Annotated in this window: 23 protein-coding genes; 18 read left to right on the top strand and 5 right to left on the bottom strand. The window is 71.3% G+C overall.

Annotation, left to right across the window (positions count from 1 at the left end):
• Nucleotides 1-178 precede the first annotated feature (178 nt).
• A complete protein-coding gene (gene serC, locus AB0B85_RS02590) occupies nt 179-1,306 on the bottom strand; it encodes a phosphoserine transaminase (protein ID WP_357402766.1) in 1,128 nt (375 codons plus the stop codon).
• Between the two features lie 191 nt (nt 1,307-1,497).
• Nucleotides 1,498-2,604, bottom strand: coding sequence for a citrate synthase 2 (locus AB0B85_RS02585; RefSeq protein ID WP_357402764.1), 1,107 nt, complete (start codon nt 2,602-2,604; stop codon nt 1,498-1,500).
• Nucleotides 2,605-2,884: 280 nt separating this feature from the next.
• Between AB0B85_RS02585 and pdxH the strand changes: the two genes are divergently transcribed.
• The 7 genes from pdxH to AB0B85_RS02550 all read left to right on the top strand — a co-directional run bounded on the left by pdxH (nt 2,885) and on the right by AB0B85_RS02550 (nt 8,978).
• Complete coding sequence (gene pdxH, locus AB0B85_RS02580) at nt 2,885-3,511, top strand: pyridoxamine 5'-phosphate oxidase (protein ID WP_357402856.1); 627 nt, start codon at nt 2,885-2,887, stop codon at nt 3,509-3,511.
• Entirely contained in the window at nt 3,508-4,806 is a 1,299-nt protein-coding gene (locus AB0B85_RS02575) for an MFS transporter (protein WP_357402762.1), read from the top strand. Before pdxH ends, AB0B85_RS02575 begins: the two co-directional genes overlap by 4 nt.
• A gap of 18 nt (nt 4,807-4,824) precedes the next feature.
• On the top strand, nt 4,825-5,754 hold the full coding sequence (locus AB0B85_RS02570) for an aldose 1-epimerase family protein (RefSeq protein ID WP_357402760.1): 930 nt from the start codon (nt 4,825-4,827) through the stop codon (nt 5,752-5,754).
• Complete coding sequence (locus tag AB0B85_RS02565) at nt 5,754-6,356, top strand: nitroreductase family protein (RefSeq protein ID WP_357402758.1); 603 nt, start codon at nt 5,754-5,756, stop codon at nt 6,354-6,356. Before AB0B85_RS02570 ends, AB0B85_RS02565 begins: the two co-directional genes overlap by 1 nt.
• Before the next feature lie 187 nt (nt 6,357-6,543).
• Complete coding sequence (locus AB0B85_RS02560; RefSeq protein ID WP_030329612.1) at nt 6,544-6,849, top strand: type II toxin-antitoxin system VapB family antitoxin; 306 nt, start codon at nt 6,544-6,546, stop codon at nt 6,847-6,849.
• Between the two features lie 44 nt (nt 6,850-6,893).
• Nucleotides 6,894-8,057, top strand: coding sequence for an acyl-CoA dehydrogenase family protein (locus AB0B85_RS02555; RefSeq protein ID WP_357402756.1), 1,164 nt, complete (start codon nt 6,894-6,896; stop codon nt 8,055-8,057).
• Nucleotides 8,058-8,156: 99 nt separating this feature from the next.
• Complete coding sequence (locus AB0B85_RS02550; protein WP_357402754.1) at nt 8,157-8,978, top strand: DUF4230 domain-containing protein; 822 nt, start codon at nt 8,157-8,159, stop codon at nt 8,976-8,978.
• A 270-nt stretch (nt 8,979-9,248) separates the two neighbouring features.
• On the opposite strand, the gene AB0B85_RS02545 is transcribed toward AB0B85_RS02550, so the two are convergent.
• Nucleotides 9,249-9,458, bottom strand: a complete 210-nt coding sequence (locus AB0B85_RS02545; RefSeq protein WP_357072623.1) for a PspC domain-containing protein — start codon at nt 9,456-9,458, stop codon at nt 9,249-9,251.
• A gap of 355 nt (nt 9,459-9,813) precedes the next feature.
• On the opposite strand from AB0B85_RS02545, the gene AB0B85_RS02540 reads away from it, so the two are divergent.
• From AB0B85_RS02540 to AB0B85_RS02495, 10 genes are all read left to right on the top strand, one after another.
• Nucleotides 9,814-11,184, top strand: a complete 1,371-nt coding sequence (locus AB0B85_RS02540; RefSeq protein ID WP_357402751.1) for an L-serine ammonia-lyase — start codon at nt 9,814-9,816, stop codon at nt 11,182-11,184.
• Nucleotides 11,185-11,256: 72 nt separating this feature from the next.
• Complete coding sequence (locus tag AB0B85_RS02535; RefSeq protein ID WP_357402749.1) at nt 11,257-12,084, top strand: ABC transporter permease; 828 nt, start codon at nt 11,257-11,259, stop codon at nt 12,082-12,084.
• A gap of 1 nt (nt 12,085) precedes the next feature.
• Entirely contained in the window at nt 12,086-12,832 is a 747-nt protein-coding gene (locus AB0B85_RS02530) for an ABC transporter ATP-binding protein (protein WP_357402747.1), read from the top strand.
• A complete protein-coding gene (locus AB0B85_RS02525; protein ID WP_357402745.1) occupies nt 12,829-14,889 on the top strand; it encodes a DUF5941 domain-containing protein in 2,061 nt (686 codons plus the stop codon). The genes AB0B85_RS02530 and AB0B85_RS02525 overlap by 4 nt, the downstream gene beginning before the upstream one ends.
• A 15-nt stretch (nt 14,890-14,904) precedes the next feature.
• Entirely contained in the window at nt 14,905-17,115 is a 2,211-nt protein-coding gene (locus AB0B85_RS02520; protein WP_357402743.1) for a bifunctional glycosyltransferase family 2 protein/CDP-glycerol:glycerophosphate glycerophosphotransferase, read from the top strand.
• A gap of 123 nt (nt 17,116-17,238) precedes the next feature.
• Complete coding sequence (locus tag AB0B85_RS02515; protein ID WP_357402741.1) at nt 17,239-18,537, top strand: ABC transporter ATP-binding protein; 1,299 nt, start codon at nt 17,239-17,241, stop codon at nt 18,535-18,537.
• Nucleotides 18,538-18,631: 94 nt separating this feature from the next.
• Nucleotides 18,632-19,744, top strand: coding sequence for a hypothetical protein (locus AB0B85_RS02510; RefSeq protein WP_357402739.1), 1,113 nt, complete (start codon nt 18,632-18,634; stop codon nt 19,742-19,744).
• Between the two features lie 62 nt (nt 19,745-19,806).
• Nucleotides 19,807-20,271, top strand: a complete 465-nt coding sequence (locus AB0B85_RS02505; RefSeq protein WP_357402737.1) for a DUF4442 domain-containing protein — start codon at nt 19,807-19,809, stop codon at nt 20,269-20,271.
• Nucleotides 20,272-20,331: 60 nt separating this feature from the next.
• Complete coding sequence (locus tag AB0B85_RS02500; protein WP_357402735.1) at nt 20,332-21,138, top strand: beta-phosphoglucomutase family hydrolase; 807 nt, start codon at nt 20,332-20,334, stop codon at nt 21,136-21,138.
• A complete protein-coding gene (locus AB0B85_RS02495) occupies nt 21,135-23,516 on the top strand; it encodes a glycosyl hydrolase family 65 protein (protein WP_357402733.1) in 2,382 nt (793 codons plus the stop codon). The genes AB0B85_RS02500 and AB0B85_RS02495 overlap by 4 nt, the downstream gene beginning before the upstream one ends.
• 48 nt (nt 23,517-23,564) lie before the next feature.
• Here AB0B85_RS02495 and AB0B85_RS02490 read toward each other — a convergent pair whose 3' ends face one another.
• Nucleotides 23,565-23,744: a hypothetical protein gene (locus AB0B85_RS02490; protein WP_357402731.1), complete on the bottom strand. Its 180-nt coding sequence runs from the start codon at nt 23,742-23,744 to the stop codon at nt 23,565-23,567.
• 234 nt (nt 23,745-23,978) lie between these two features.
• Here AB0B85_RS02490 and AB0B85_RS02485 point away from each other — a divergent pair, with 234 nt between their 5' ends.
• Nucleotides 23,979-24,566 carry a dienelactone hydrolase family protein gene (locus AB0B85_RS02485; RefSeq protein WP_357402854.1) on the top strand — a complete coding sequence of 196 codons (588 nt, stop codon included), beginning with the start codon at nt 23,979-23,981 and terminating at the stop codon, nt 24,564-24,566.
• Nucleotides 24,567-24,575: 9 nt separating this feature from the next.
• On the opposite strand, the gene AB0B85_RS02480 is transcribed toward AB0B85_RS02485, so the two are convergent.
• Nucleotides 24,576-25,721, bottom strand: a complete 1,146-nt coding sequence (locus AB0B85_RS02480) for an AI-2E family transporter (protein ID WP_357402729.1) — start codon at nt 25,719-25,721, stop codon at nt 24,576-24,578.
• Nucleotides 25,722-25,825: the final 104 nt, after the last annotated feature.

Genomic DNA, 25,825 nt, shown 5'->3' with positions numbered 1-25,825 from the left:
CCTCCGTCCCGCTTCGCTGGCCGCACGCCACGAGTCGGCCACCCAGGCGTCTCGGACCACCGTACGCGCATCTGTCTCGGGGTGGGGGAAGCGACACCCCGCATGTCGCGACTGAGCTGCAACGATGATCACGGTCGGTGTCCGTGGAGGCCTCCACGAACACCGACCGTGACGAAGGTCAGAGTCGCTCGATGACGTAGTCGATGGACGCGGTCAACGCCTCGACATCGGTCGGCTCGACGGCCGGGAACAGCGCCACCCGCAGCTGGTTGCGACCGAGCTTGCGGTACGGCTCGGTGTCCACGATGCCGTTGGCCCGCAGCGCCTTCGCGATGGCGGTGGCGTCCACCCCGTCGGCGAAGTCGATTGTGGCGACCACGTTGGAGCGCAGCGCCGGGTCGGTCACGAACGGGGTGGCCACGCTGGACCGCTCCGCCCAGCCGTACACCGTGGCGGCGCTCTCGGCGGTGCGCTTGGCCGCCCAGGACAGGCCACCCTGCGCGTTCATCCAGTCGGTCTGCTCGGCGGCCAGGAAGATGGTGGCCAGCGCCGGGGTGTTGTAGGTCTGCTCCAGCCGCGAGTTGTCGATCGCGGTGACCAGGTCGAGGAAGGCGGGGATGTAACGCCCGGAGGCCTTGATCTCGGCGGCGCGATCAAGCGCGGCCGGTGACATCAGGGCCAGCCAGAGGCCACCGTCGGAGCCGAAGCACTTCTGCGGCGCGAAGTAGTAGACATCGGTCTCGCCGACGTTCACCTCCAGGCCACCCGCGCCGGACGTGGCGTCGACGAGCAGCAGTGCGCCCTCGTCGGCCCCGGCCACCCGGCTGATCGGGACGGCCACGCCGGTCGACGTCTCGTTCTGCGGAGTCGCGTACGCGTCCACGCCGGACTCGGCGACCAGCGTCGGGGCGCTGCCCGCGTCGGCCTTGCGGACGGTCGGCTCGCCCAGGAACGGCGCGTCCTTCACCGACTTGGCGAACTTGGCGCCGAACTCGCCGAAGCTGGCGAACTGGGCCCGGTCGCGGACCAGCCCGAAGGTGGCGACCTCCCAGAAGGCGGTGGTGCCGCCGTTGCCGATCACGACCTCGTAACCCTCGGGCAGCGAGAAGAACTCGGCGATGCCGGAACGCAGCCGGGCCACCTGGTCGCGAACCGTCTTCTGCCGGTGTGAGGTGCCCAGGTAGCTGGTGGCGACCTCGGCAAGTGCGGACACCGCCGCGGGGCGGACCTTGGACGGGCCGCAGCCGAAGCGTCCGTCGGCGGGCTTGAGGTCATCGGGAATCCGGATGATCGGTGCGTCAGCCACGGTCTTGAAGATCCTTCCGCAAAGGCGAGGGCGGGCCCGGCGACACTGCCGGCCCTCATCCTCGCACTCGGACCCATCGGTGGAAGCCGGGCCCCTGCGGGCAGCTCTGAGGCCTTCACCACACTCAGGGCGAACGGAAGGGGCCCCTCGTCGACGCCAGGTGCGTCGACGAGGGGCCCCTTCCGTTCAGATCAGACGCCGTGTGGGATGGCGGCCCAGCCCTCGACGCCGGACGGCTTGCGGGACTCCGGGCCGACGTAGCGGGCGGACGGGCGGACCAGCCGCTGGAGGCGCTTCTGCTCCAGGATGTGCGCGCTCCAGCCGCCCATCCGGGCGCAGGTGAACATCGAGGTGAACATGTGCGCCGGCACCTCGGCGAAGTCAAGCACCACTGCCGACCAGAACTCGACGTTGGTGGCCAGCACCCGGTCCGGGCGGCGGGCCTGCAACTCGGCGAGGGCCGCCTTCTCCAGTGCCTCGGCGATCTCGAAGCGCGGCGCGCCCAGTTCCTTTGCCGTGCGTCGGAGCACCCGGGCGCGCGGGTCCTCGGCCCGGTAGACGCGGTGGCCGAAGCCCATCAGCCGCTCGCCGCGATCGAGTACGCCCTTGACGTAGCCCTCCGCGTCGCCGCTGCGCTCCACCGCCTCGAGCATGCTGAGCACCCGGGACGGCGCGCCACCGTGCAGCGGGCCGGAGAGGGCGCCGATGCCCGACGAGATGCAGGCCGCCGCGTCCGCGCCGGTGGAGGCCACGATGCGGGCGGTGAAGGTGGAGGCGTTCAGGCCGTGCTCAGCGGCCGAGATGAAGTACGCGTCGACGGCCTTGACATGCCGGGGGTCGGGCTCGCCGCGCCACCGCTTCATGAACCGCTCGACGATGGTCTGCGCCTTGTCGATCTCCTTCTGCGGCACCGCCGGCAGGCCGAGGCCCCGGGCCGACTGGGCGACGAAGGAGAGCGCGGTCACCGAAACCCGGGCGAGGTCCTCGCGGGCCTGCTCGTCGGAGATGTCGAGCAGTTGGCTGAGCCCCCAGTACGGGGCGAGCATGGCGACCGCGGACTGCACGTCGACCCGGATGTCACCGGAGTGCACAGGCACCGGGAACGGCTCCGCCGGCGGCAGACCCGGCCCGAACCGGCCGTCGACAAGCAGCGCCCAGACGTTGCCGAATGACACCTGACCGATCAGATCCTCGATGTCGACCCCGCGGTAGCGCAGCGCGCCACCCTCGCGGTCAGGTTCGGCGATCTCGGTCTCGAAGGCGACGACGCCCTCCAGCCCGGGTTTGAAATCGGCCATGTCGCTCTCCTGGATCTGGTCGGTGCGCCCGGTCGGCTCATCCGGCCCGGTCGGCCGAGCGCCTCAGGCGACCCTCAGGGATGTGTTCGGAACATCTTGCCTGCTGGGTAACCGGATACGCGAGCCACCCAGACTGTGCTGCACGCGACACCCCCAAACGCGCATTCTCCGCCGGACTCGGTGAGACTGGGCAGCGCGGTCTGGCCAGCGCGGGAGGGCGCCGGCGGACCTGCCGAGAAGGAGTGGGTACGTGACGGGCGACACACCTGCCCCGGCCGCGATGCGTAACGAGTACGCCGCGGACCTGGGCCTGACCGAGGCTGACCTGGCCCCCGACTGGCACACCCAGTTCGACAGCTGGTTCGCCGACGCGGTGGCCTTCGGGCTGCCCGAGGTGAACGCGATGGTGGTGGGCACCGCGGACGCGGCCGGCCGGCCGAGCGGCCGGACCGTGCTGCTCAAGGGGTACGACCCCGACGGCTTTGTCTTCTTCACCAACCACCTGTCCCGCAAGGGTGTCGAGGCGGCCGACAACCCGTACGCCAGCCTGGTCTTTCCGTGGTTTCCCATGCAGCGGCAGGTGGTGGTCGCCGGGCAGGTCGTGCCGGTGGACCGCGCGACGAGCGCGGCGTACTTCGCCAGCCGGCCGCGCGGCTCCCAACTGGGTGCCTGGGCCAGCCCACAGTCCCAGGTGGTGCCGGACCGGGCGGCGCTGGAAGGGCGCTACCGGGAGGTGGCCGAGCGGTTCGCCGACGAGGCGGAGATCCCGATCCCGCCGCACTGGGGCGGGTTGCGGGTTCGGCCCGAGTCTGTGGAGTTCTGGCAGGGTCGGGCCGGCCGGTTGCACGACCGGCTCCGTTTCCGCCGCGACGAGGGTGGCTGGACCGTCGAGCGGTTGGCGCCGTGACGGGTGTGCAGGAGGCCCGGTCGCGCGGAGCGCGGCGCTGGGCGATCGACGTACGCCCGCTGCGGGTGCCCGCGTACCGGCGGCTGTGGCTCGGCAACACCGTGGCGATGTTCGGGTTCCAATTCACGGCGGTAGCCGTTCCGGTGGAGATGTACGCCCTGACCAGGGATTCGTTCTGGGTGGGCCTGCTGGGCGTGGCGGCCTTCGTACCGCTGCTGATCTTCGGGCTCTGGGGTGGCGCGGTCGCCGACGCCCGCGACCGTCGTGCGGTATTGCTCGGTGGGTCATTGTTGCTTTGGGCATCCACCCTGGGATTGCTGGTCCAGGCGCTGCTGGATGTGGGCAGTCCGGTGCTGCTGCTGGTGCTCATGGCGTTGCAGTCGGTGGCGTTCGCGATCAGCTCGCCGGCCCGCAGTGCCATGCTGCCCCGGCTGGTGCCGGACGACCTGGTGCCGGCCGCCAGCACCCTGAACTACACGACCTTCACCGCGGCCTCGGTCGCCGGCCCGCTCGCCGCCGGCCTGATCCTGGCCGCCTCACCGGACACCGCTGTGGTCCTGCCCATCGCGTACGGGGTGGACGCGGTGCTGTTCACCGCGATGCTCTGGGCGGCGCTGCGACTGCCCGCGTTGCCGCCCGAGCCGACCGCCGACGGTGAGCCCCGCCGCGCCGGCCTGGCCAGTGTGGTGGACGGATTCCGCTACCTGGCCACCACACCGGTGCTGCTGCTGTCCTTCGGGGTGGACCTGATCGCGATGATCCTCGCCATGCCGCGGGCGCTCTTTCCGGAGATCGCCCAGGAGCGGTTCGGCGGTGGTGGGTCGGTCGGCCTGCTCTACAGCGCCATCGCGATCGGTTCGATGATCGGCGGGCTGACCTCCGGCTGGATCGGCCGGCTCCGTCGGCAGGGGCTCGGCCTGGTGGTAGCGGTGGTCGCCTGGGGAGTCGCGATCGCCGCTGCCGGGCTCGCCCACCGACTCTGGCTGATGGTCCTCCTGTTGGCCGTGGCCGGGGCCGCCGACCTGGTGAGCGCGGTGCTGCGTCAGTCGATGCTGCTGGTCTACGCACCGGACCGGATGCGTGGCCGGCTGCAGGGCGTCAACACGGTGGTGGTGGCCGGTGGTCCGCGGCTCGGCGATCTGCGGGCCGGCACGATGGCCGCCGGGTTCGGCGGCGGGGTGGCCTGGGTGGCCGGCGGGCTCGCCTCGGCGGTGCTCGTCGTGGTGCTCGCTGTCGCGTTCCCGGCTCTGCTGCGCTACCGGGCGGCGGCGGCGTCGAGCGGCGACCGGACGTGACCGGTTAGGGTCGCCGACATGGAAAGCCCCGAGCAGCGCGCGTTCTCCGGCGCCCAGTGGACCATCTCCGCCGCCGGCCACGAGGCCGTCATCGTGGAGGTGGGTGGTGGGCTGCGGACGTACCGGCACGACGGTGTCGACCTGGTCGACGGTTACCAGACCGACGAGGTATGCCCCGGCTGCGCCGGGCAGGTGTTGGCACCCTGGCCGAACCGGATCCGCGATGGCCGCTACCCGTTCGGTGAGCGGACGCACCAGCTCCCGCTGACCGAGCCGGAGCGGCACGTGGCGATCCACGGGCTGGTCAACTGGGTGCCGTGGCGTCTGGTGGAGCAGTCGGAGACCGCCGTGACCCTCGGCTACGACCTGCCGCCGCAGCCTGGCTACCCGTGGCCGCTGCGGCTGCTCAGCCGGTGGAGCGTCGGCGCGGAGGGGCTGCGCGCCGAGCACGAGGTGACGAACGTCGGTGCCGAGGTGGCGCCGTTCGGCTTCTCCGTGCACCCGTACCTGCAACTGCCGGGCGTCGCGGTCGACGACCTGGTCATGCGGCTGCCGACCCGGACCCGACTGCTTGTCGACAGTCGGTTGCTGCCGATCGGCGCCACCCCGGTGGCCGGCACCGAGTACGACTGGACCAGCCCGCGCCGGATCGGCGCCGCCGAGCTGGACCTGTGTTTCGGCGACGTGATCCGCGACGCCGACGGCGGCTCGTCGGTGGGCCTGTCCGCCCCGGACGGTTCGACCGGGGTGCAGATCTGGGCGGACGCGGAGTTCGGCTGGTGGCAGGTGTTCACCGGGGATGCGCTCACCGGTGTGCGGCACCGCCGCTCGGTGGCGATCGAGCCGATGACCTGCCCTCCGGACGCGTTCCGGTCGGGGCGGGACCTGCTCACCCTCAAGCCCGGGACGACCTGGCGGGGTGCCTGGGGCATCCGGCCCGGGGCCTGATGGAGTTCGCCGAGGTGGTCCGGCGTCGGCGGATGGTGCGCAACTACGACCCGGACCGTCAGGTCCCGCCCGACGTGGTGGAACGGCTGCTCGACCACGCGATCCGTGCCCCGTCGGCCGGGTTCGCCCAGGGCTGGGGCTTCCTGGTGCTCGACGAGCCGGCCGACCGGGAGCGGTTCTGGACGGCCACCACCCCGGACGGCGGTGGCCGGGAGCGCTGGCTGGCCGGAATGCGTCGGGCGCCGCTCATCGTGGTGCCGCACGCCAACGAGTCGGCCTACCTGCGGCGCTACGCCGAGCCGGACAAGGGCTGGACGGACCGGTCCACTGATCGGTGGCCGGTGCCGTACTGGCATGTGGACACCGGCTTCGCGGCGTTGCTGATGCTGCTCACCGCTGTGGACGAGGGGCTGGGGGCCTGTTTCTTCGGCATTCCGCCGCAGCGGCTGGGCAGCTACCGGGATGCCTTCGGCGTGCCGGACGAGTACCAACCCATCGGTGCCATCACAATCGGTTACCGAGCACCCGACCATCGGTCACCGTCGCTGCGCCGTGGGCGTCGGGGATTGGACGAGGTTGTCCGGCGCGGCCGGTGGAGCTGAGCGCGACGTCCCGTTCGTCCGATTGAGGATCGGACGAGCGATAGCGAAACTGACATCAGGGAGCAGAACGTAACGAGCACTGGGCGGCTAGGCTGGCACGGTCATCGGTGCCGCGCCGCGCGGTGCCCGCCGCGGCCCGGCTCGGCGCCGTCGGTCGGCCCGGCCACGGGGAGGGGAGCGTGCCGTCGTGATCTTCAGAGCGGTCCGGGACGGGCGTCCCTACCCGGAGCACAACCTGACCCTCAAGCAGTGGGCGGAGATCCCGCCCCGTCCACTGCGCCTGGATCAGATGATCACCACCAAGCGCGAGTTGGCGCTCGACAAGCTCCTCGCCGAGGATTCCACCTTCTACGGCGACCTCTTCCCGCACGTGGTGCAGTGGAACGGCGGGCTGTACCTGGAAGACGGGCTGCACCGCGCGTTGCGCGCCGCCCTGCAGCAGCGCAACCAGATCCACGCGCGGGTGCTGGTGCTCTCGGAGCCGATCGAGTGACGAGCCCTTCTCCCGCGCGCTGAACCTTCGTTAAGGTGGCGTCCATGACCGCTCCGCTCGACCTGCTCGACCTGGACCTGTCACTCACCGAGGAGGAGCGGCAGATCCGCGACGTCGTCCGCCAGCTCGTCGACGACCGGGTGCGCCCGCACGTCGCCGACTGGTACGAGGACGGCCAGGTGCCGGCCCGGGACCTGGCCCGCGAGTTCGGCAAGCTCGGGCTGCTCGGCATGCACCTGAGCGGCTACGGCTGCGCCGGTGCGTCAGCGGTCGCCTACGGGCTTGCCTGCCAGGAGTTGGAGGCCGCCGACTCCGGCCTCCGCTCACTGGTGTCGGTGCAGGGCTCGCTCGCCATGTTCGCCATCTGGCGCTACGGCAGCGAGGAGCAGAAACGCCGTTGGCTGCCGTCGATGGCCACCGGCGAGGCGATCGGCTGCTTCGGCCTTACCGAACCGGACCACGGCTCCGACCCCGCCTCGATGACCACCCGGGCCCGCCGCGACGGCGACGACTGGCTACTCACCGGCGGAAAAATGTGGATCACCAACGCGCCGATCGCCGACGTCGCGGTGATCTGGGCACGCACCGACGAGGGCGTGCGCGGCTTCGTCGTACCCATGGACACCCCGGGTGTCACGGCCCGGGAGATCCGCCGCAAGATGTCGCTGCGCGCGTCAGTCACCGGCGAGATCGTGCTCGACGACGTCCGGCTCCCGGCGGACGCCCAACTGCCCGAGGCGGTCGGGCTCAAGGCGCCGCTGAGCTGCCTCACCGAAGCCCGCTACGGCATCGTCTGGGGGGCGATCGGCGCCGCCCGGGACTGCCTGGAAACCACACTGGCGTACGCCGGCACCCGCACCCAGTTCGGTCGCCCGCTGGCCGGTTTCCAGCTCACCCAGGCGAAGCTCGCCGACATGGCCGTCGAGCTGGCGAAGGGGCAACTGCTCGCGCTGCACCTGGGTCGGCTTGCCGACACCCACAGGTTGCGGCCCGAGCAGGTGAGCGTGGGCAAGCTGAACAACGTGCGGGAGGCCCTCGCCATCGCCCGGCAGTGCCGGACCATCCTCGGCGCCAACGGTGTCTCCGGCGACTACCCGGTGATGCGGCACGCCAACAACCTGGAGAGCGTGCTGACCTACGAGGGCACCTCCGAGATCCACCAGTTGGTCGTCGGGCAGCGCCTCACCGGGCTCTCCGCGTTCGCCTGACCTGCCTGTTTACGCCTTCCCGGCGCTCGACGCGCGACTGTCGCAGGAGGGCCGTACCGTCATCAGCAGACGACGTGTCTGACGAGGACGGTGAGCGTGATGGCCCGCGACGCTGGCAGCAACGAGCCCACGAGAGAGTTCCCCGGTTACCCGACCGGCGACGATCTCCGGGAGCGGTCGGCCACTACACCAGAGCCGACCACTGATAGTCCCGGTGGCCCCGGTGGCCCGCCGGCCGGCCCTCCCGGCGGCCCGACCGCCGGTGGCGACGGCGGTGGGGGTGGGGCCGCTCGCGGCCTGCTCCTGCTGCTCGGCGCCGCCGCGGTGGCGGTGGTGGTGCTGCTCGGCATCCAGGCGACCGGTTTCCTGCCCGATTTCCGCAACCCGTTCGGCAAGGAGCAGACCGACCGCAGCCAGCCACCACTGCTGAAGTCGATCCAGGACCTCAGCCGTTACGTGGCCGCCGAGGGCAACTTCCAGGTGGTCGTCGACACCCAGAACGACAGGCGCAACGTGCCGGACTTCCTGCTCAACGAACGCACCCTGTTCGTCGGAGCCGGCAGCGTCGAGGCGTACGTCGACTTCACCAAGATCGGTGACGGTGCCATCGTGCAGTCCGCCGACGGCAAGTCCGTCGAGATCAAGCTGCCCGCGCCGCAGCTCGGCGAGACCAACCTCGACATGGAGAAGAGCTACGTCTTCGCGGAGCAGCGTGGCCTGCTCAACCGGCTCGGCGACCTGGTCGGCAACGACCCCAACCGGCAGCAGCAGATCTACCAGCTCGCCGAGGATCGGATCACCGCCGCCGCCCGCGACAGCGGTCTCTCCGCCCGAGCCGAGGAGAACACCCGCAAGATGCTTGAAGGGCTGCTGCGCTCCCTCGGCTACCAGCAGATCACAGTCACCTACACGGCCCCCTGACCGTCCACACCCCGTACGCGGAAGCGCCCGCCCCGACGTCCGTCGGAGCGGGCGCTTCTCCATCGGGGCCGTCGGCAGCGCCGGTGGCGGTCACGGTCGGCGGTCGTCGCCTGTGGCCGCTGTCGATCAACGTCGAGGTGGGCAGCAACTTCCTGGAAACAGGGGCCTTGGACGTGCGGGAGGCCACTACAACAGCGTTGTAGTGGCCTCCCGGACGCGATGTCGCCTCGACGTCGGCGCCGGTGACGCGGCGCGCGTGAGGGGTAGGGATCAGTGCTGGGTGGAGGCCAGGTAGCGGTCCTCGTTCGGCATGAGCACCCAGAGGATCAGGTAGACGATCACCTGCGTGCCGGGCAGCAGCAGGGACAGCAGGAACAGCAGCCGGACCATGCCGGCGGACATCCCGAACCGCCGACCGAGGCCGGCGCAGACACCGGCGAGCATGCGCCCCTCGCGGGGCCGGACCAGTTTGCGACTCATCGTCGTACTCCCACTCTGCGGCGGTGCGCCGCGTCTGCAATCCACGGTAGAAGGGGGCAGCCACTTCGCCCTCGGTCGCGAGGATGAACGGCAGCACGTGGACCCGTAGGTGCATTACCCGGGGAGACCCCGGCTGACGCCTCCGCCCCGACGGGGTCGGGGCGCGGCGACAGCGGGGGGTGCGGTGGCGGGTGGCGGGGGTGCGGTGAGCTGGGCGGGTACGCTGGCAGATCGGCCACCCACACCCCGGGCGGCCGGAACCCATACCCCGGTCGATCACGAGCGGGGCCGTCAGATCGACGGTCCTGGCGCGGCCGGGTCCCGTACGCCGGGACGACGGCGAGGAAGCGCAGCCATGATCAGTGTTTTCGACCTCTTCAGTGTCGGTATCGGGCCGTCCAGCTCGCACACGGTGGGGCCGATGCGGGCCGCGCGGACGTTCGTCGCCGGGCTCAAGGCCGACGGTCTGCTCACCGACGTGGCGCGGGTGCAGGCCGAGCTGTTCGGCTCGTTGGGTGCCACCGGGCACGGTCACGGCAGCGGTCCGGCGGTGCTGCTCGGCTTGGCGGGCGAGTCGCCGGAGACCGTCGACACGGACAGCATCGGACCTCGGGTCGAGCGGATCCGGGCCGAGCGGCGGATCAGCATCCTGGCCGCGCACGAGATCGACTTCGACCCGGATCGGGACCTGACGTTGCACCGGCGGCGTTCGCTGCCGTACCACCCGAACGGGATGACCTTCGCGGCGTACGACCGGGCCGGCGTCGAGCTGCGCAGCCGCACCTACTACTCGGTGGGTGGCGGGTTCGTGGTGGACGAGGCCGCAGCCGGCGCGGACCGGATCAAGCCGGACAGCACGCGGGTGCGGTACCCCTTCCTGACCGGGGCGCAGCTGCTCGACGTCACCACCTCCACCGGCCTGTCGATAAGCGAGGTGATGCTGGCCAACGAGCGCTCCTGGCGCAGTGAGGCGGACATCCGGGCCGGCCTGCTGGAGATCTGGCGGGTGATGCGGGAGTGCGTGCAGCGCGGTTGCGAGCGGGACGGCGTACTCCCTGGGGGGTTGAAGGTTCGGCGGCGGGCGGCGGAGCTGCGGCGGGGCCTGGAGGCGGACGCCGGGACGCCCGACCCGCTGCACGCGATGGACTGGGTGACGCTGTTCGCTCTCGCGGTGAACGAGGAGAACGCGGCAGGCGGCCGGGTGGTCACCGCGCCGACGAACGGTGCGGCCGGGATCATTCCGGCGGTGCTGCACTACTACACCCGGTTCGTGCCGGGCGCCGACGACGACGGTGTGGTGCGGTTCCTGCTGACGGCCGGCGCGATCGGGGTGCTGTTCAAGGAGAACGCGTCGATCTCCGGCGCGGAGGTCGGCTGTCAGGGTGAGGTGGGTTCGGCGTGCTCGATGGCGGCGGCCGGCTTGGCCGAGGCGCTCGGCGGCACCCCGGAGCAGGTGGAGAACGCGGCCGAGATCGGGATGGAGCACAACCTCGGGTTGACCTGTGACCCGGTGGGTGGCCTGGTGCAGATCCCCTGCATCGAGCGGAACGCGGTGGCTAGCATCAAGGCGATCACGGCCGCCCGGCTGGCGCTGCGCGGCGACGGTGTGCACAAGGTGTCGCTGGACAAGGTCATCAAGACCATGCGGGAGACGGGCGCCGACATGAAGGTCAAATACAAGGAGACGGCGCGCGGCGGTCTGGCCGTCAATGTGATCGAGTGCTGAGTACGGCCGATTCGGGGCATTCGTTCACCGACTGCTAACCTGTCGTCCGTTTCAGGAGGCGGGAGGCTCGCGGTGACCTCTGGCGTCGCGGCGTTGTGGTCGCACCGCAACTCGCTGCGCATCTTGGTCCGACGGGATCTGGCGGTCAAGTACCAGCAGTCGGTGCTCGGCTACTTCTGGTCGTTGATCGAGCCGCTCGGCATGGGCGCCATCTACTGGTTCGTGTTCGGGGTGCTCTACTCCCGGGACACCGGCCGGCATCTGGGCGAGGCGGCCGGATCGTACCCGCTGTTCCTGATCACCGGGATCTTCGCCTGGATGTGGACCAGTTCGGCGCTGAGCGAGGCGACCAACGCGCTCACCGGCCAGTCCCGGTTGATCACCACGATGAACGTGCCGCGTCAGGTCTTCCCGATCGGCCGGGTCACCGGCCGGTTCGCCGAGTACGCGGCCGGCCTGCCGATCCTGATCGCCATCGCGGTGATCTACGCGGCGCACGGTCGGATCCACCCCGGCTGGTCGCTGCTCGCCCTGCCGCTCGCGGTCGCCGTCCAGGCCGTCCTGCTGATCGGGCTGGCGCTGTTGCTGTCCGCGTGGAACGTGCTGATGCGCGACGTGGAACGGTTGATGCGGCTGATCATCCGGGTGCTCTTCTACGCCACGCCGATCATTTATCCGCTCAGCCTGGTCCGGGAGTCCGAGCTGCCCGGCTGGTTGAAGGTGGCGTACGAGCTGAACCCGCTGGTCGGGATCTTCCAGCTGCACCACGCGATCTGGTACCCGGACGAGTTCCCGGACACCCGGCTGCTCGCCACCACCGTCGTCGGCAGCCTGCTGGTGCTGGCCGCCGGCTGGTGGTCGTTCCGTCGGCTGGAACCCGCAGTGCTCAAGGAACTCTGACATGGCCGCGCCGATCATCGAGGCCGACGGGCTGGGCATCCGGTTCGTCCGTAACCGTCGCCGCCAACTGCGGTTGCGGGAGCTGTTCATCCACCGGGGGAAGCGTGGCGCGCTGCCCGGGCAGTTCTGGCCGTTGCGGGACGTGTCGTTCACCGTCGAGCCGGGCGAGACGGTCGGGGTGATCGGCCGCAACGGCACCGGCAAGAGCACGCTGCTGCGGCTGATCGCCGGGGTGCTGATCCCGGACGAGGGCAGCATCCGGGTGCACGGCGCTGTGGCGCCGTTGCTGGAGTTGTCGGCGGGTTTCTCCAACGACCTGACCGGGCGGGAGAACCTGCACCTGGTCGGTGGGCTGCACGGACTGTCGACCGGCTATCTGAAGCGACACTTCGACGAGATCGTCGAGTTCGCCGGTGAGCAGGTGCAGGGTGCCATCGACACGTCGGTGCGGCACTACTCGTCGGGGATGAAGGTGCGGCTCGGCTTCGCGATCATCTCGCACCTGCCGCACCCGATCCTGCTGATGGACGAGGTCACCGCGGTGGGCGACGCGGAGTTCCGCAAGAAGTGCTACGCGACGATTGATCGTCTGCTCGGGGAGGGGCGCACGCTCGTGTTGGTGTCACACAACGAAAAGGACCTGACCCGGTTCTGCCGTCGGGGGTTGTACCTCGACGCGGGCCGGTTGACGCTCGACGGCACCATCGCCGAGGCGCTCGACGCGTACCACGCCGCGGTCCCGCGATGACGCTCGCGATAGTGCTCGCCGCCGGGACGCCCGCGGCGGGCCTGACCACCTCGACCGGCGAGCCATTGACCGAGCGGCTGGCCGCCCAGCTGCGCCGGGCCGGGGCGGCCGAGGTGCGGTTCGCCGCCGACCTCGACGAGTTGGCCGCGTTCGCCGACGCCGCCGACGGCCCGCTGCTGATCGCGGGCACCGACCTGGTGGCCCACACGGCGGTGCTGCGGCACCTGGCCACCAGCCCGGTCGGGCCGACGGTGGCGCTGGTGCTCACCGACCCGCCGGTGCCCGGACGGACGGCCGTGCGCGAGGAACGCGGCCAGGTGGTCGACGCCGGCCCGCTGGACGCCCTCGACGGCGCGGCCACCGGCGTGTTCGGCGGCGCGCTGCGGGTCGGCGTGGACGACCTGCCCACGCTCGCCGCCGCGGCCCGGGCCGCCACGTCCGGGATGCTTCCGGTCGCCGCCCCGATCGGTCCGGTCGGCGACGTGGCGGCGCTGCCGGCGACCGACGGGACCAGCTCCGGCGGGTCGGTCGCCGCCGGCGGTCCCGGGTCCGCCGTCGACCGGCTCGTCGCGGGTCTAGCGGCGCTCGGCACCCTGATCTTCGCCCAGCGGGTACGCCTGCTCGTCGCGCACCGGGTCGCCGACGCGCCCGGCCTGGTGGCTGCCGAAGCGGCGGTCACCGCTGTCGACGAGGACCGGGCCGAGTTGCGGCTGTCGGTGAAGGAGAAGGACGACTTCTTCTCCACCTACTTCGTCAGCACCTGGTCGCCGTACCTGGTCCGGTTGTCCGCCCGGCTCCGGCTCACCCCGTCCGGGGTGACGGCGATCTCGGTGCTGTTCGCGCTGGCCGCGGCGGTGCTGTTCGGAGTCGGCGGGCGGCCCGCGCTGGTCGGCGGCGCGGTGCTGCTCTACCTCGGCTTCGTGCTCGACTGCGTGGACGGCCAGTTGGCCCGCTACACCCGGCACTTCAGCGCGTGGGGCGGCTGGCTGGACACCATGGCGGACCGGGCCAAGGAATACCTGGTCTACGCCGGCCTGGGCTTCGGGGTGAGTCACGCCGGGCTGGGCAACGGTTGGGCCCTCGCCATCGCCGCGATGACGTTGCAGACCGTCCGGCACATGACCGACACCTGGTACGGGGTGCTGCACGACGAGGCGGCCCGCCGACCCCGGGCGGCGACGGGCAGCAGCGGCGGTATCGGCGACCGGCTCAACGCGGCGTCCACCCGGGTGCAGGCCGACACCGGCTCGCTGTCGTACTGGCTCAAGCGCACAGTGGTCTTCCCGATCGGTGAGCGCTGGGCGTTGATCGCACTGACCGTCGCGCTGTTCAACCCGCTTGTCAGCCTGATCGCGGTGCTGGTCTGGGGGGTGCTGGCGTTCGCGTACACCGGTGCCCTGCGGACGCTGCGGGCCCGCTGGATGTGGGTGCCGGTGCTGGACACGGTGGATGCCACACTGCACCGCGACGACGGGCCGTTGGCCCGGCGGCTGCCGGTGGTCCGCCTGATGGGGCCGCTCACCCTGGCGGTGATCGCCGCGCTGGGGCCGGCGGTGCTGCTCGTCGTGGCCCTGCTCGGCGATGCGCCGGACGGTCTGCGCTGGGCGGTGCCGGTGGCGCTGCTGGTGCTGCTGGCCGGTGGGCTGGGTGCCGGGGCCGCACACAACGGTCCGCTGGACTGGCTGGTGCCGGCGGCGTTGCGGGCGGCAGAGTACCTGTTCGCCATCGCGGTCGGCGTTGTCGGTGGCGCGCCGGGTTGGTTGATCTTCGGGTACGTCTTCGTGCTCACCGTGCACCACTACGACCTGACCGCCCGGCTGGAGAAACGGCAGGCGGCACCGCCGCTGCACGCGGCCACGCTGGGCTGGGACGGACGGTCGGTGCTGCTGGCCCTCGCGGCGATTGTCGGCGTGGCGGGTATCGGGCTGGCTACACTCGGTGCGTACCTTCTCGTGGTTTTCGTGGTGAGCGTCGTCCTGGCCTGGTTCGTCCGACCGGCCCGTAGCGCGCGGGCGTCTGTCGCGCCGGTGGGCGCCGGAGGTGCCGCGCCACGCTGACGGAGGGACGGCCGGATGACCCTGATCAGCTTCGTGGTGCCGGCCTTCCGGGTGCAGGGATACCTGCGCGAATGCCTGGACTCCATCCTCGGTCAGCCGGAGACCGACATCGAGGTGATCGCCGTCGACGACTGCTCGCCGGATGCCAGCGGCGACATCATCGACGAGTACGCGGCCCGCGACCGGCGGGTCCGCTCGGTCCGGCTGCCGGAGAACGTCGGCCTCGGTCCGGCCCGCAACATCGGGCTGGACCGGGCCGTCGGCGAGTACGTGTGGTTCCTCGACGGCGACGACTGGCTGGCACCGGAGTGCCTGTCGGACGTCGCCCAGCGGTTGCGGGTGACCCGCCCGGACGTGCTGCTCGTCGACCACGTCCGGACCCACTGGAACAACACCGCCACCCGCAGCGCGATGGCCGAGGTGTTCCCCGAGTCGCCCGGCACGCGCACCTTCCGGCTGAAGGACCGGCCGGCGGCGATGCGCCTGCTGCACACCGCGTGGAACCGGCTGGTCCGCCGGGAGTTCCTGACCGACCTGGGGCTGCGGTTCGCGCCCGGCTGGTACGAGGACGTCTCGTTCAGCTACCCGGTGCTGATGGCGGCGCAGCGGATCGGCGTACTGGACCGGGTCTGCGTCAACTACCGGCAACGCCGTGCCGGCGCGATCACCCGCACCCGGGGGGACCGGCATTTCGAGGTCTTCCCCCAGTGGCACCGGGTCTTCCACTTGATGGACGCCTGGTCACCGGCGGTGGACGCGCTGCGGCCGGCGGTCTTCGAACGGATGATCTGGCACTACCTCACAGTGCTCGGTAACGGTCAGCGGATCGCCCCGGAGCTGCGGCCGGCGTTCTTCGCGCAGATCACCGCCGACTACGAACGCTGGCTGCCGCCCGGCGGCTATCCGGTGCCGGACGGGGTGGAGGGGATCAAGCACCGGCTGGTCGCCGCCGGCCGTTGGCACACCTTCAGCGCGTTGCGGACCGCCAGCCGGGCCCGCGACACCGCCCGTCGGAAGGTCCGCACCGCCCGGCGTCGGGTCGGCCCGGTCGCTCGGCGCGGCGCCCGGCTGACCCGCGACGGCCTGCTGCGCGAGTACTACCGGGCCGAGCTACGACGGCCGATCGATCCGACGCTCGCCGTGTACGCCGCCTACTGGTACCGGGGTTACTCCTGCAACCCGGCGGCGATCTACGAGGTGGCCCGCCGGTTGGCGCCGGGGGTGCGCGGGGTGTGGATCGTGCGCCGGGACCGGGTGGACAGCGTGCCCGCCGGGGTGGAGTACGTGGTCGCCGGCACCCCGGCGTACTACCGGGTGCTCGCCCGCGCCCGGTGGTTGGTCAACAACGTCAACTTCCCGGACTTCGTCCGGAAGCGGCCCGAGCAGGTGCACCTCCAGACCCACCACGGCACCCCGGTGAAGGTGATGGGTCTGGACCAGCAGCGCTACCCGATCGGCGCGGGCCGGATGGACTTCGCCGGGCTGCTGCACCGGGTGGACCGCTGGGACTACAGCGTCAGCGCCAACAGTTTCTCCACCCAGATGTGGGACCGGGCGTACCCGGCCACGTACACGACACTTGAGGTGGGCTACCCGCGCAACGACCGCCTGGTCAACGCCGGCCCGGACGAGGTGCGTCGACTGCGCGCGGAGTTCGACCTCGGCCCCGACGAGCAGGTGGTGCTGTACGCCCCGACGCACCGCGAGCACCTGCCCGGCTACCGGCCGCCGTTCGACCCGGACCGGTTCGTGCGGGCGCTCGGTGACTCGGGCCGGCTGCTGATGCGTAGTCACTACTTCCACGACCGTGATCGGCGTCCCGGTCGGCCGGCGGACTGGGAGCGGGTCCGCGACGTCAGCGGCCACCAGCGGGTGGAGGATCTCTACCTGGTGGCGGATGTGCTGGTCACCGACTATTCGTCGGCGATGTTCGACTACGCGGTGCTGGATCGGCCGATCGTGCTGTACGCCCCGGACTGGGAGGCGTACCGGCTGGCCCGGGGTGTCTACTTCGACGTGACTGCTGAGCCGCCGGGCGCGGTGGCCACCACCTTCGATGATCTGCTTGACCTGTTCCGGTCCGACGTGGTGCGGTCGGAGGCGGCGGCCGAGGCCCGGGCGCGGTTCCGGGGGCGGTTCTGCACATTGGACGACGGGCACGCGGCGGAGCGGGTGGTCCGTCAGGTGTTCCTCGGCGAGCCGGGTGAGCGGCCCGGACGCTGCTGAGCGGACGTATGTCGCTTAATAGCACCGTCACCGTCTGAACATAGGACGTTTACCCGATGTCCTAAACCCATGATGCTGGTCACAGTCTTCAGGGGTTCGGCCGACCGACTGGGGGGAACGACGGTGAGTACCGTCACGCTCAAGGATGTGACCAAGGTGTTCAGAGATGGCACCATGGCCGTCGACAGCATCAACCTCGATGTCAACGACGGCGAGTTCATGGTGCTCCTCGGGCCGTCCGGGTGCGGCAAGTCCACTGTGCTGCGGATGATCGCCGGGTTGGAGGAGCCGACCAGCGGCGCTGTCGTGCTCGACGGAGAGTTGGCGAACGACCTGCCGCCCCGGGATCGCAAGATCGCCATGGTCTTCCAGGACTTCGCGCTCTACCCGCACATGAGCGTCGGCGACAACATCGCCTTTCCGTTGCGGCTGGCCGGCGTGGAACCGGAACCGCGCGGCGAGCGGGTGAGTGACGTGGCCAGCGCGCTGGGCATCGGTGACGTGCTGGCCCGCAAGCCCGGCCAGCTCTCCGGTGGGCAGCGGCAGCGGGTGGCCATGGGTCGGGCGATCGTCCGCCGGCCCGGCCTGTTCCTGATGGACGAGCCCCTGTCGAACCTGGACAGCGGTCTGCGGGCCGAGTTGCGCGCGGAGATCTCGGGCCTGACCCGGGAGTTGGGCGTCACCACCGTCTACGTGACCCACGACCAGGCCGAGGCGCTCACCATGGCGGACCGGGTGGCCATCATGCGTAAGGGCGTGCTCCAGGACGTGGGCACCCCCACCCAGGTGTACGGCCGGCCGGCCACGCTCTACGTGGCCGCGTTCCTGGGCAGCCCGCGGATGAACCTGCTGGAGGCGTCGGTCTACGTCCACCTCGACCGGTACGTCACCCTCAACCTCGGTGAGCAGTCGCTCTACCTGCCCTGGAACGACATCCGCAGCCGGGCGGTCGCGCACTACCACGGTGAGCGGATCGTGGTCGGCATGCGGGCCGAGGCGCTCACCCCTGTCGCTCCGGACAGCCCGGGCGACGTGCTGCGCGGGCGGATCCGCTACCTGGAGCACCACGGGCACGAGTCGCTGGCGTTCCTCGACATCGGCGCGACCGCGATCATGGTCGACGAGATGGGTGCGCCGCTCGACCCGCCGCCGGTGGGCCAGCGTGGCCTGCGGCGGTTCGGCTCGGTGATGCAGCGGCTCACCGGTAAGCCGGTGGAGCCGCAGGAGCCGCCGAGCAGTGGCACCCAGACCAGCGTGCTCCCCGATCCGGGCCGGCACCACCGCCGCCCGGCGGAGCTGGCGGTGCGGTTGGCACCGTACCCGGCGGTCAGCGCCGGTCACCCGCTTGCCGTCTCGGTGCGGATGGACGCCCTGCACTTCTTCGACGAGCGGGGTGCCCGGATCGACGTGGGTTGGCGCTGACGACTCGCCGCAGCGGGGTGGCGGCCGGGCCGCGACTGCCCTACCGTCTGTCCACCCGGTCCACAGTGAAAGACCACCGAAAAGGGGTGTGCCCGTGTCGGGTGACCAGCCGAGCCCGCTCGTCATCGAGCGCATCCTGCGCGATCGCGAGGGCATCTGGCAGCAGGTCGTGGCCGGGCGTGACCTCAACGCGTTGACCGGTCGGATGCTCGCCAGCTCCGCCGTCGCGCTCGCCTGCTACGGGGCGGTGCTCGGGGCGTTCCACAGTCCGCTGATGGCGCTGACCTCCGCGCTGAAGCTGCCCCTGCTGTTCCTTGTCACGTTGGCCATCTGCCTGCCCACGCTCTACCTGTTCAACCTGGTCTTCGGCGCCCGGCTCTCGGTGCGTCAGTCGGTGGCCCTGGTGATGGTGGCGATCACTGTCACCTCGATGCTCGCTGTGGCGTTCGCGCCGATCAGTCTCTTCTTCCTGATCACCGCGCCCGACTACGGGTTCTTCAAGCTGCTGAACGTGGCGATCCTGGCGCTCTCGGCGCTTGTCGGGCTGCGCTTCCTGACCGGCGGCATGCAGGTGCTCAACGACCACGGCCTGCTCGCGCCGCCGGTCACCAGGACCCAGGCCGACGGGTACGCCCCGGCGCAGGTCAACGCGCCAGCCCAGGCGGTCCCCATAGCACAACCGGCGGCCCCGGCTGCCGCCCCGGTCGCCGCTCCGGCTGCCGAGCCGGTGGCCGTGCCGGCTGCCGAGCCGGTGGCCGTGCCGGCCGGAGCCGCCGTGGCTGGAGCCGTGCCGGCTGGAGCCGTGCCGGCTGGAGCCGTGCCGGCTGGAGCCGTGCCGGCTGGAGCCGTGCCGGCTGGAGCCGTGCCGGCCGGGTCGACCTCGAATGGTGCCGCGGCGACCCCGCCGGCTCCGGCGCACGTGCCGGCCCAGCCGAGCGGCCAGCCGGCCGTCGCCGCCTTCCCGCCCGGCATGGCGCCGGGCTACGGGCCGGTGCAGCGCCCGCCGGTGCGGCGTGGCGAGCCGACGCAGCGGCCGGCGAGCATGACCCTGCTCTACATCTGGATCCTGCTCTTCGGCTTCGTCGGCACCCAACTGGCGTGGACGCTGCGTCCGTTCTTCGGTGACCCGGGCCAGGACTTCGCCTTCTTCCGCAGCATCGACGGCAACTTCTACGCCGAGATCCTGCGGACGATCGCCAACCTCTGACCCTTCCGGCGACGACGAAACTCCTGGTTGCCGGCCTTATTACCGGCTAGTAACGTTAGTGCATGACAATCGACTCCCGTCAGGTCGCGGCCGGCATGCTCGAAGCGGTGCCCTTCGCCCGTACGCTCGGCCTCGAATTCGTCGAGGTGGCACCCGAGGCGGCGGGCGGGGTCCGGGCAGTCGTCCGGCTGCCCGACTCGACGGCCACCCACAACCACGTCGGCGGCCCCCACGCGGGCGCCATCTTCGCCCTCGGCGAGACGGCCTCCGGCGCGGTAGTGCTGGCGGCCTTCGGGCACCTGCTCGACCGGGCCGTCCCGCTCGCCGTCCGGGCCGAGATCGCCTACCGCAAGCTCGCCATGGGCCCGGTGCGGGCCACCGCCCGGCTCGGCCGATCGGCCCTCGACGTGATCGAGGAGTTCGAGTCCGGTCGGCGGCCGGAGTTCGGGGTCGAGGTGGAGATCGCTACCGAAGACGGCAGGCCGACCTCGGCCCTGACCGTGATCTGGACGCTGCGACCCAACTGAAACCGTGCCGAGGAGGCCGAAACGGGTTTGCGGACCCAGCGGGGTGGATAGATTCGTACCGTGCTGGGCCTACCTGCTCACGTGACCGCCTGTCTCTTCGATCTGGACGGTGTGCTGACGCAGACCGCCCGTGTGCACAACGCCGCCTGGACGCAGACGTTCGACGAGTTTCTCCGGCAGCGCGCCGCCGCCACCGGTGAGCCGTTCCACCCGTTCGATCCCGGGCCCGACTACAACCGCTACGTCGACGGCCGACCCCGCGCCGACGGCGTCCGGTCGTTCCTCGCCTCCCGCGGCATCGTGCTGCCCGAGGGCAGCCCGGACGACCCACCGGACGCTGACACCGTCAACGGGGTGGGCAACCGCAAGAACGTGCTGCTGCTCAAGCAGCTACGCGAATCCGGTGTCGAGGTCTACCCCGGATCGGTGCGCTATTTGCAGGCGGCCGCCGACGCCGGGCTGCGCCGGGCAGTGGTGACCGCGAGTGCCAACGGTGCCGAGGTGGTCGCCGCGGCCGGGCTGGCAACGCTGCTGGAGGCCCGGGTCGACGGGCTGGTGGCACGGGGCGAGGGGCTGCGCGGAAAGCCGGAACCCGACACGTTCCTCGCCGGGGCCCGGCTGCTCGGCGTGGACCCGACACAGGCCGCCGTCTTCGAGGACGCCCTCTCCGGGGTGGCCGCCGGCCGTGCCGGCGGCTTCGGTTACGTGGTCGGTGTCGACCGGGTCGGGCAGGCCGACGAGTTGCGCGCGCACGGCGCCGACATCGTGGTGCGGGACCTGGCCGACCTGCTCGGCACCGCCGACCCGGCGGTGCCGGCCCAGACCGCTGCCACCCAGCAGCCGAACACCCGACCGGACCTCACGTGATCCGGGAACGGGCCTATCCGGTCGAGCCGTGGCATGTCCGCGAGACCCGGCTGGACATGGACGTGCTGGCCCAGTCCGAGTCGGTCTTCGCGCTCTCCAACGGGCACGTCGGGCTGCGCGGCAACCTCGACGAGGGCGAGCCGCACGGCCTGCCCGGCACGTACCTCAACTCGTTCTACGAGCTGCGCCCGCTGCCGTACGCGGAGGCCGGCTACGGCTTCCCCGAGTCCGGGCAGACGATCGTCAACGTCACGAACGGCAAGCTGATACGGCTGCTCGTCGACGACGAACCACTCGACGTGCGGTACGGGGAGCTGCTGGCCCACGAGCGGATCCTCGACATGCGGGCCGGCACCCTGCACCGGGAGCTGCACTGGCGCTCGCCGGCCGGCCGGGAGGTGAAGGTTCGCAGCACCCGCCTGGTCTCGTTCACGCAGCGGTCGGTCGCCGCGATCAGCTACGAGGTGGAGGCCGTCGACGGCCCGCTACGGCTGATCGTGCAGTCCGAGCTGGTGGCAAACGAGTCGCTGCCCGCGCAGAGCAAGGACCCCCGGGTCGCCGCGGTGCTGGAGTCACCGCTGCAGGCCGAGGAGGAGCTGACCACCCCGGACGGTGGGCAGCTGATCCACCGCACCAAAGTCTCCGGTCTACGGGTCGCCGCCGCCATGGAGCACGAGGTGCACGGCCCGGACCACACCACCATCGAGTCCGAGGGTTACCAGGACTGGGTGCGCACCACTATCGCCTGCGTGCTCAAGCCCGGCGAGAAGCTGCGGGTGATCAAGTACCTGACGTACAGCTGGTCGAGCCGGCGCTCGCTGCCCGCCCTGCGCGACCAGGTGGGCGCGGCACTCGCCGGTGCCCGGCTGGACGGCTGGGACGGGCTGCACCGGGAGCAGCGCAACTACCTCGACGCGTTCTGGGACGCGTCCGACGTGCTGGTCGAGGGTGACCCGGAGGTGCAGCAGGCGGTCCGGTTCGGTCTGTTCCACGTGCTTCAGGCCGGCGCGCGGGCCGAGCAGCGGCCGATCTCGGCGAAGGGGCTGACCGGCCCCGGGTACGACGGGCACGCCTTCTGGGACACCGAGATGTTCGTGCTGCCGGTGCTCACGTACACCCAGCCGAGCGCGGTGCGTAGCGCGTTGCAGTGGCGGCACAGCACCCTTGACTCGGCGCGGGAGCGGGCCGAGACGCTCAACCTCAGGGGTGCCGCGTTCCCCTGGCGGACCATCGAGGGGCCGGAGTCCTCCGGCTACTGGCCGGCCGGCACCGCGGCCTTCCACATCGCCGCCGACATCGCCGACGCCGTGCGCCGCTACGTGATGGTCACCGGGGACACCCAGTTCGAGCGGGAGGTCGGGCTGGAACTGCTTGTGGAGACCGCCCGGCTGTGGCGCTCGATCGGCCACCACGACCGGCACGGCCAGTTCCACATCGACGGTGTCACCGGCCCGGACGAGTACACCGCTGTGAAGAACGACAACATCTACACCAACCTGATGGCACAGCGGAACCTGCTCGCGGCGGCCGACGTGGTGATGCGCCACCGGGACGAGGCGTTCCACCTCGGGGTGAGCGACGAGGAGGCGGCGGCCTGGCGGGACGCCGCCACCGCCATGCACGTTCCGTACGACGAGGAACTCGACGTGCACCAGCAGGTGGAGGGCTTCACCCGGCTGCAGGAGTGGGACTTCCCGCACACCCCGGTGGAGAAGTACCCGCTGCTGCTGCACTACCCGTACTTCGAGCTGTACCGCAAGCAGGTGGTCAAGCAGGCCGATCTGGTCCTCGCCATGCACTGGCGGGGGGACGCGTTCACCCCCGAGCAGAAGGTCCGCAACTTCCTCTACTACGAGCGGCGCACCGTGCGCGACTCGTCGTTGTCGGCCTGCACCCAGGCGGTACTCGCCGCCGAGGTGGGCCACCCGGAACTCGCGCACACCTACCTGCGTGAGGCCGCCCTGATGGACCTGCACGACCTCAACGAGAACACCCGGGACGGCGTACACATGGCGTCGTTGGCCGGCGCCTGGCTCGCCCTGGTCGGTGGGCTCGGCGGGCTCCGGGACCACGACGGCGAGTTGTCCTTCGCGCCCCGGCTGTCCAGCCGACTCAACCGACTGGAGTTCTCCCTGCAGTGGCGAGGGCTGGCGCTGCGGGTGGATGTCCGCCCGCACCAGACGACGTACTCGCTGCGCCACGGCGGTCCCGACGACGTGGTGCAGCTGCGCCACCACGACCAGGTGCTGCGGGTGACCTGCGACGAACCGGTGACGGTGCCGGTGCCGCAGGCCGAGTCGTCCGGCCCGCCGCCCGAGCAGCCACCGGGCCGGTCACCGCTACTGCGGTTGCCGGAGCGCGCGAACGTGGAACAGTGACGGTCGGGGCGGGAGTGTTCCCGCCCCGACCGTCAGCGCTACGTCAGGTCAGACGGGCTCGCCGGTCGACGGCCTACCGATCGCGTCCCGGGGCGCCATCGCCCGGGGATCGTCGGGCAGGCGAGCCTCGACGGCCCGGTCCCCGAAGTCCTTGTTGCGCTCGGCGTCCTGTGCGCGTTGGTCCCGCTCGTCCATCTGCTGCTGCCGGGACGTCTGCTGCTTGGCCATGGCGATCCTCGCGATCCGTCGGGGCGCGGTTGCGCCGACACGGTCTGCGGTCCCTCGTCGCCTACCCGATGGCGCTGCTGGCAAACGCGGGGAGCGGCGAGGGCCACTCGAGTGCGTGCGGCGCGGTGGGTGGGGTATCCGGGCGGCCGACGAGCACCCCGGAGGTGGGCTTTGGACGAGCAGCGCGGCACGGTGACCATTCCGGTCGGGGACGTTCAGCTCCCCGCCGACCTGATGCTCCCCGCCGAGCCGGTCGGAGTGGTGCTCTTCGCGCACGGCAGCGGCAGCTCCCGGCACAGCCCGCGCAACGTGGCGGTGGCCCGGACGTTGCACGGCAGTGGGCTCGCGACGGTGCTGGTGGACCTGCTCAGCCCCGCCGAGGACGAGGTGGACGCCCGGACCGCCGAGCTGCGCTTCGACATCGGGCTGCTGGCCAGCCGGCTGGCCGGGATCATCGACTGGTTGGCGGTCGAGCGTCCCGCCGGTGACGTACCGATCGGCCTGTTCGGGGCCAGCACCGGAGCCGCCGGCGCGCTTGTCGCGGCGGCGTCCCGGGCGGATCGGGTGGGCGCCGTGGTCAGCCGGGGCGGCCGGCCGGACCTGGCCGGTGCCGCGCTGGCCCAGGTCAGCACCCCGACGTTGCTGCTGGTGGGCGGCCTGGATGAGGAAGTGATCACGCTTAACGAGCGGGCGTTGGCGCAGCTGGGGGAGGTCGGTGAGCTGCGGGTGATCCCGGGTGCTACCCACCTCTTCGAGGAGCCCGGCACGCTGGAGCAGGTCGCCGACCAGGCCGCCGCGTGGTTCACCACCCGGCTGCGCTGACGATCGACCTCAGGAGGTGAGGGCCGAGGCGGAGCGACGCTGTTGGACGGTGTCGATGACGCGCCACAGGACTGCGGTGATCGGAACGCTGACGAATGCGCCGGCGATCCCCGCGATGAGTGTGCCGGCGGTGACCGCCACCAGGATCACCGCCGGATGCAGCCGGACCTGCCGCTTCATGATCAGCGGCTCCAGCAGGTTGCCCTCGATCTGCTGCACGGCGATCACGGCGGCCAGGGTCAACAGGGCGGTGGTGGGGCCGTTCGCGGCAAGCGCCACCAGAACGGCGACCGCGCCGGCCACCGTTGCCCCGATGATCGGCACGAAGCCGCCGAGAAAGGTGATCAGCGCCAGCGGCAGGGCGAGCGGCACCCGCAGCACCACAAGCGCCAACCCGATGCCCAGCGCGTCGATGGCGGCGATGAACATGGTGCCCCGGCTGTACGCGCCCAACGTCTGCCAACCGGCCCGGCCGGCCTCGGCCAGCACCGGCTGGTTCGGGCCGGACACCCGTGACAGCACCCACTGCCACATCGATCGGCCGTCCTTGAGCAGGAAGAAGAGCAGCACCAGGGCGAGCAGTGCGGAACCGACCACCTCGCTCGCCGTCCGGGCGCCCGACACCGGGTCCGGGGAGCCGCTGCTGAGCCCCTGCCGGGCCTGGTCGATCAGCTTGTCGAGTTGGGCGTCGCTGACCGGGAGGGTGGACGTCACGAAGTCCCGACTGCGCTCTACCCCCTGCGTCAGCTCCTGGCTGAGCTGGTCGAACTGGCTGGCGGTCAGATTCCACACAAGCGCGCCGACACCGACCAGGATGCCGAGCAGCAGCAGGACGGTGAGCAGCGCGGCAAGCGCGGCGGGCAGTCGCAGCCGGCGCAGCCGGATCAGCACCGGGTCGAGCAGCGCGGTGAGGAAGATGGTGGCGGCCAGGGCGATGGCCAGCGGCGCCAGCAGGACGGCGATCCGACCCAGCAGGTAGAGACCGGTGACGATCACCACCAGGCAGGCGCTCCACAGCACCGCCGTCCGGACCAGCCAGGGCAGCGCCGCCCACGCGTGCCGCCCTCCGGTGTCACCGGCCGTCGGCGTACTGCCGGTTGTCGCCGTACCGCCGGTTGTCGGCGCGGCGTCCGCCCCGGGTTGGTCTGCCCTCATGTCGGCCCTCCTCGATCTCGGCGAGATCGGTACCCGGCCGGTCGTGCGCCGACACCCGACCGCCCGCGCGGATCGTACGCCGGCCCGGATCCACCGGTCGGACC

The organism is Micromonospora sp. NPDC049044 (assembly GCF_040649215.1).
In the GTDB taxonomy this organism is placed as follows: domain Bacteria; phylum Actinomycetota; class Actinomycetes; order Mycobacteriales; family Micromonosporaceae; genus Micromonospora.
This window is presented reverse-complemented; position numbering and strand designations above follow the sequence as displayed.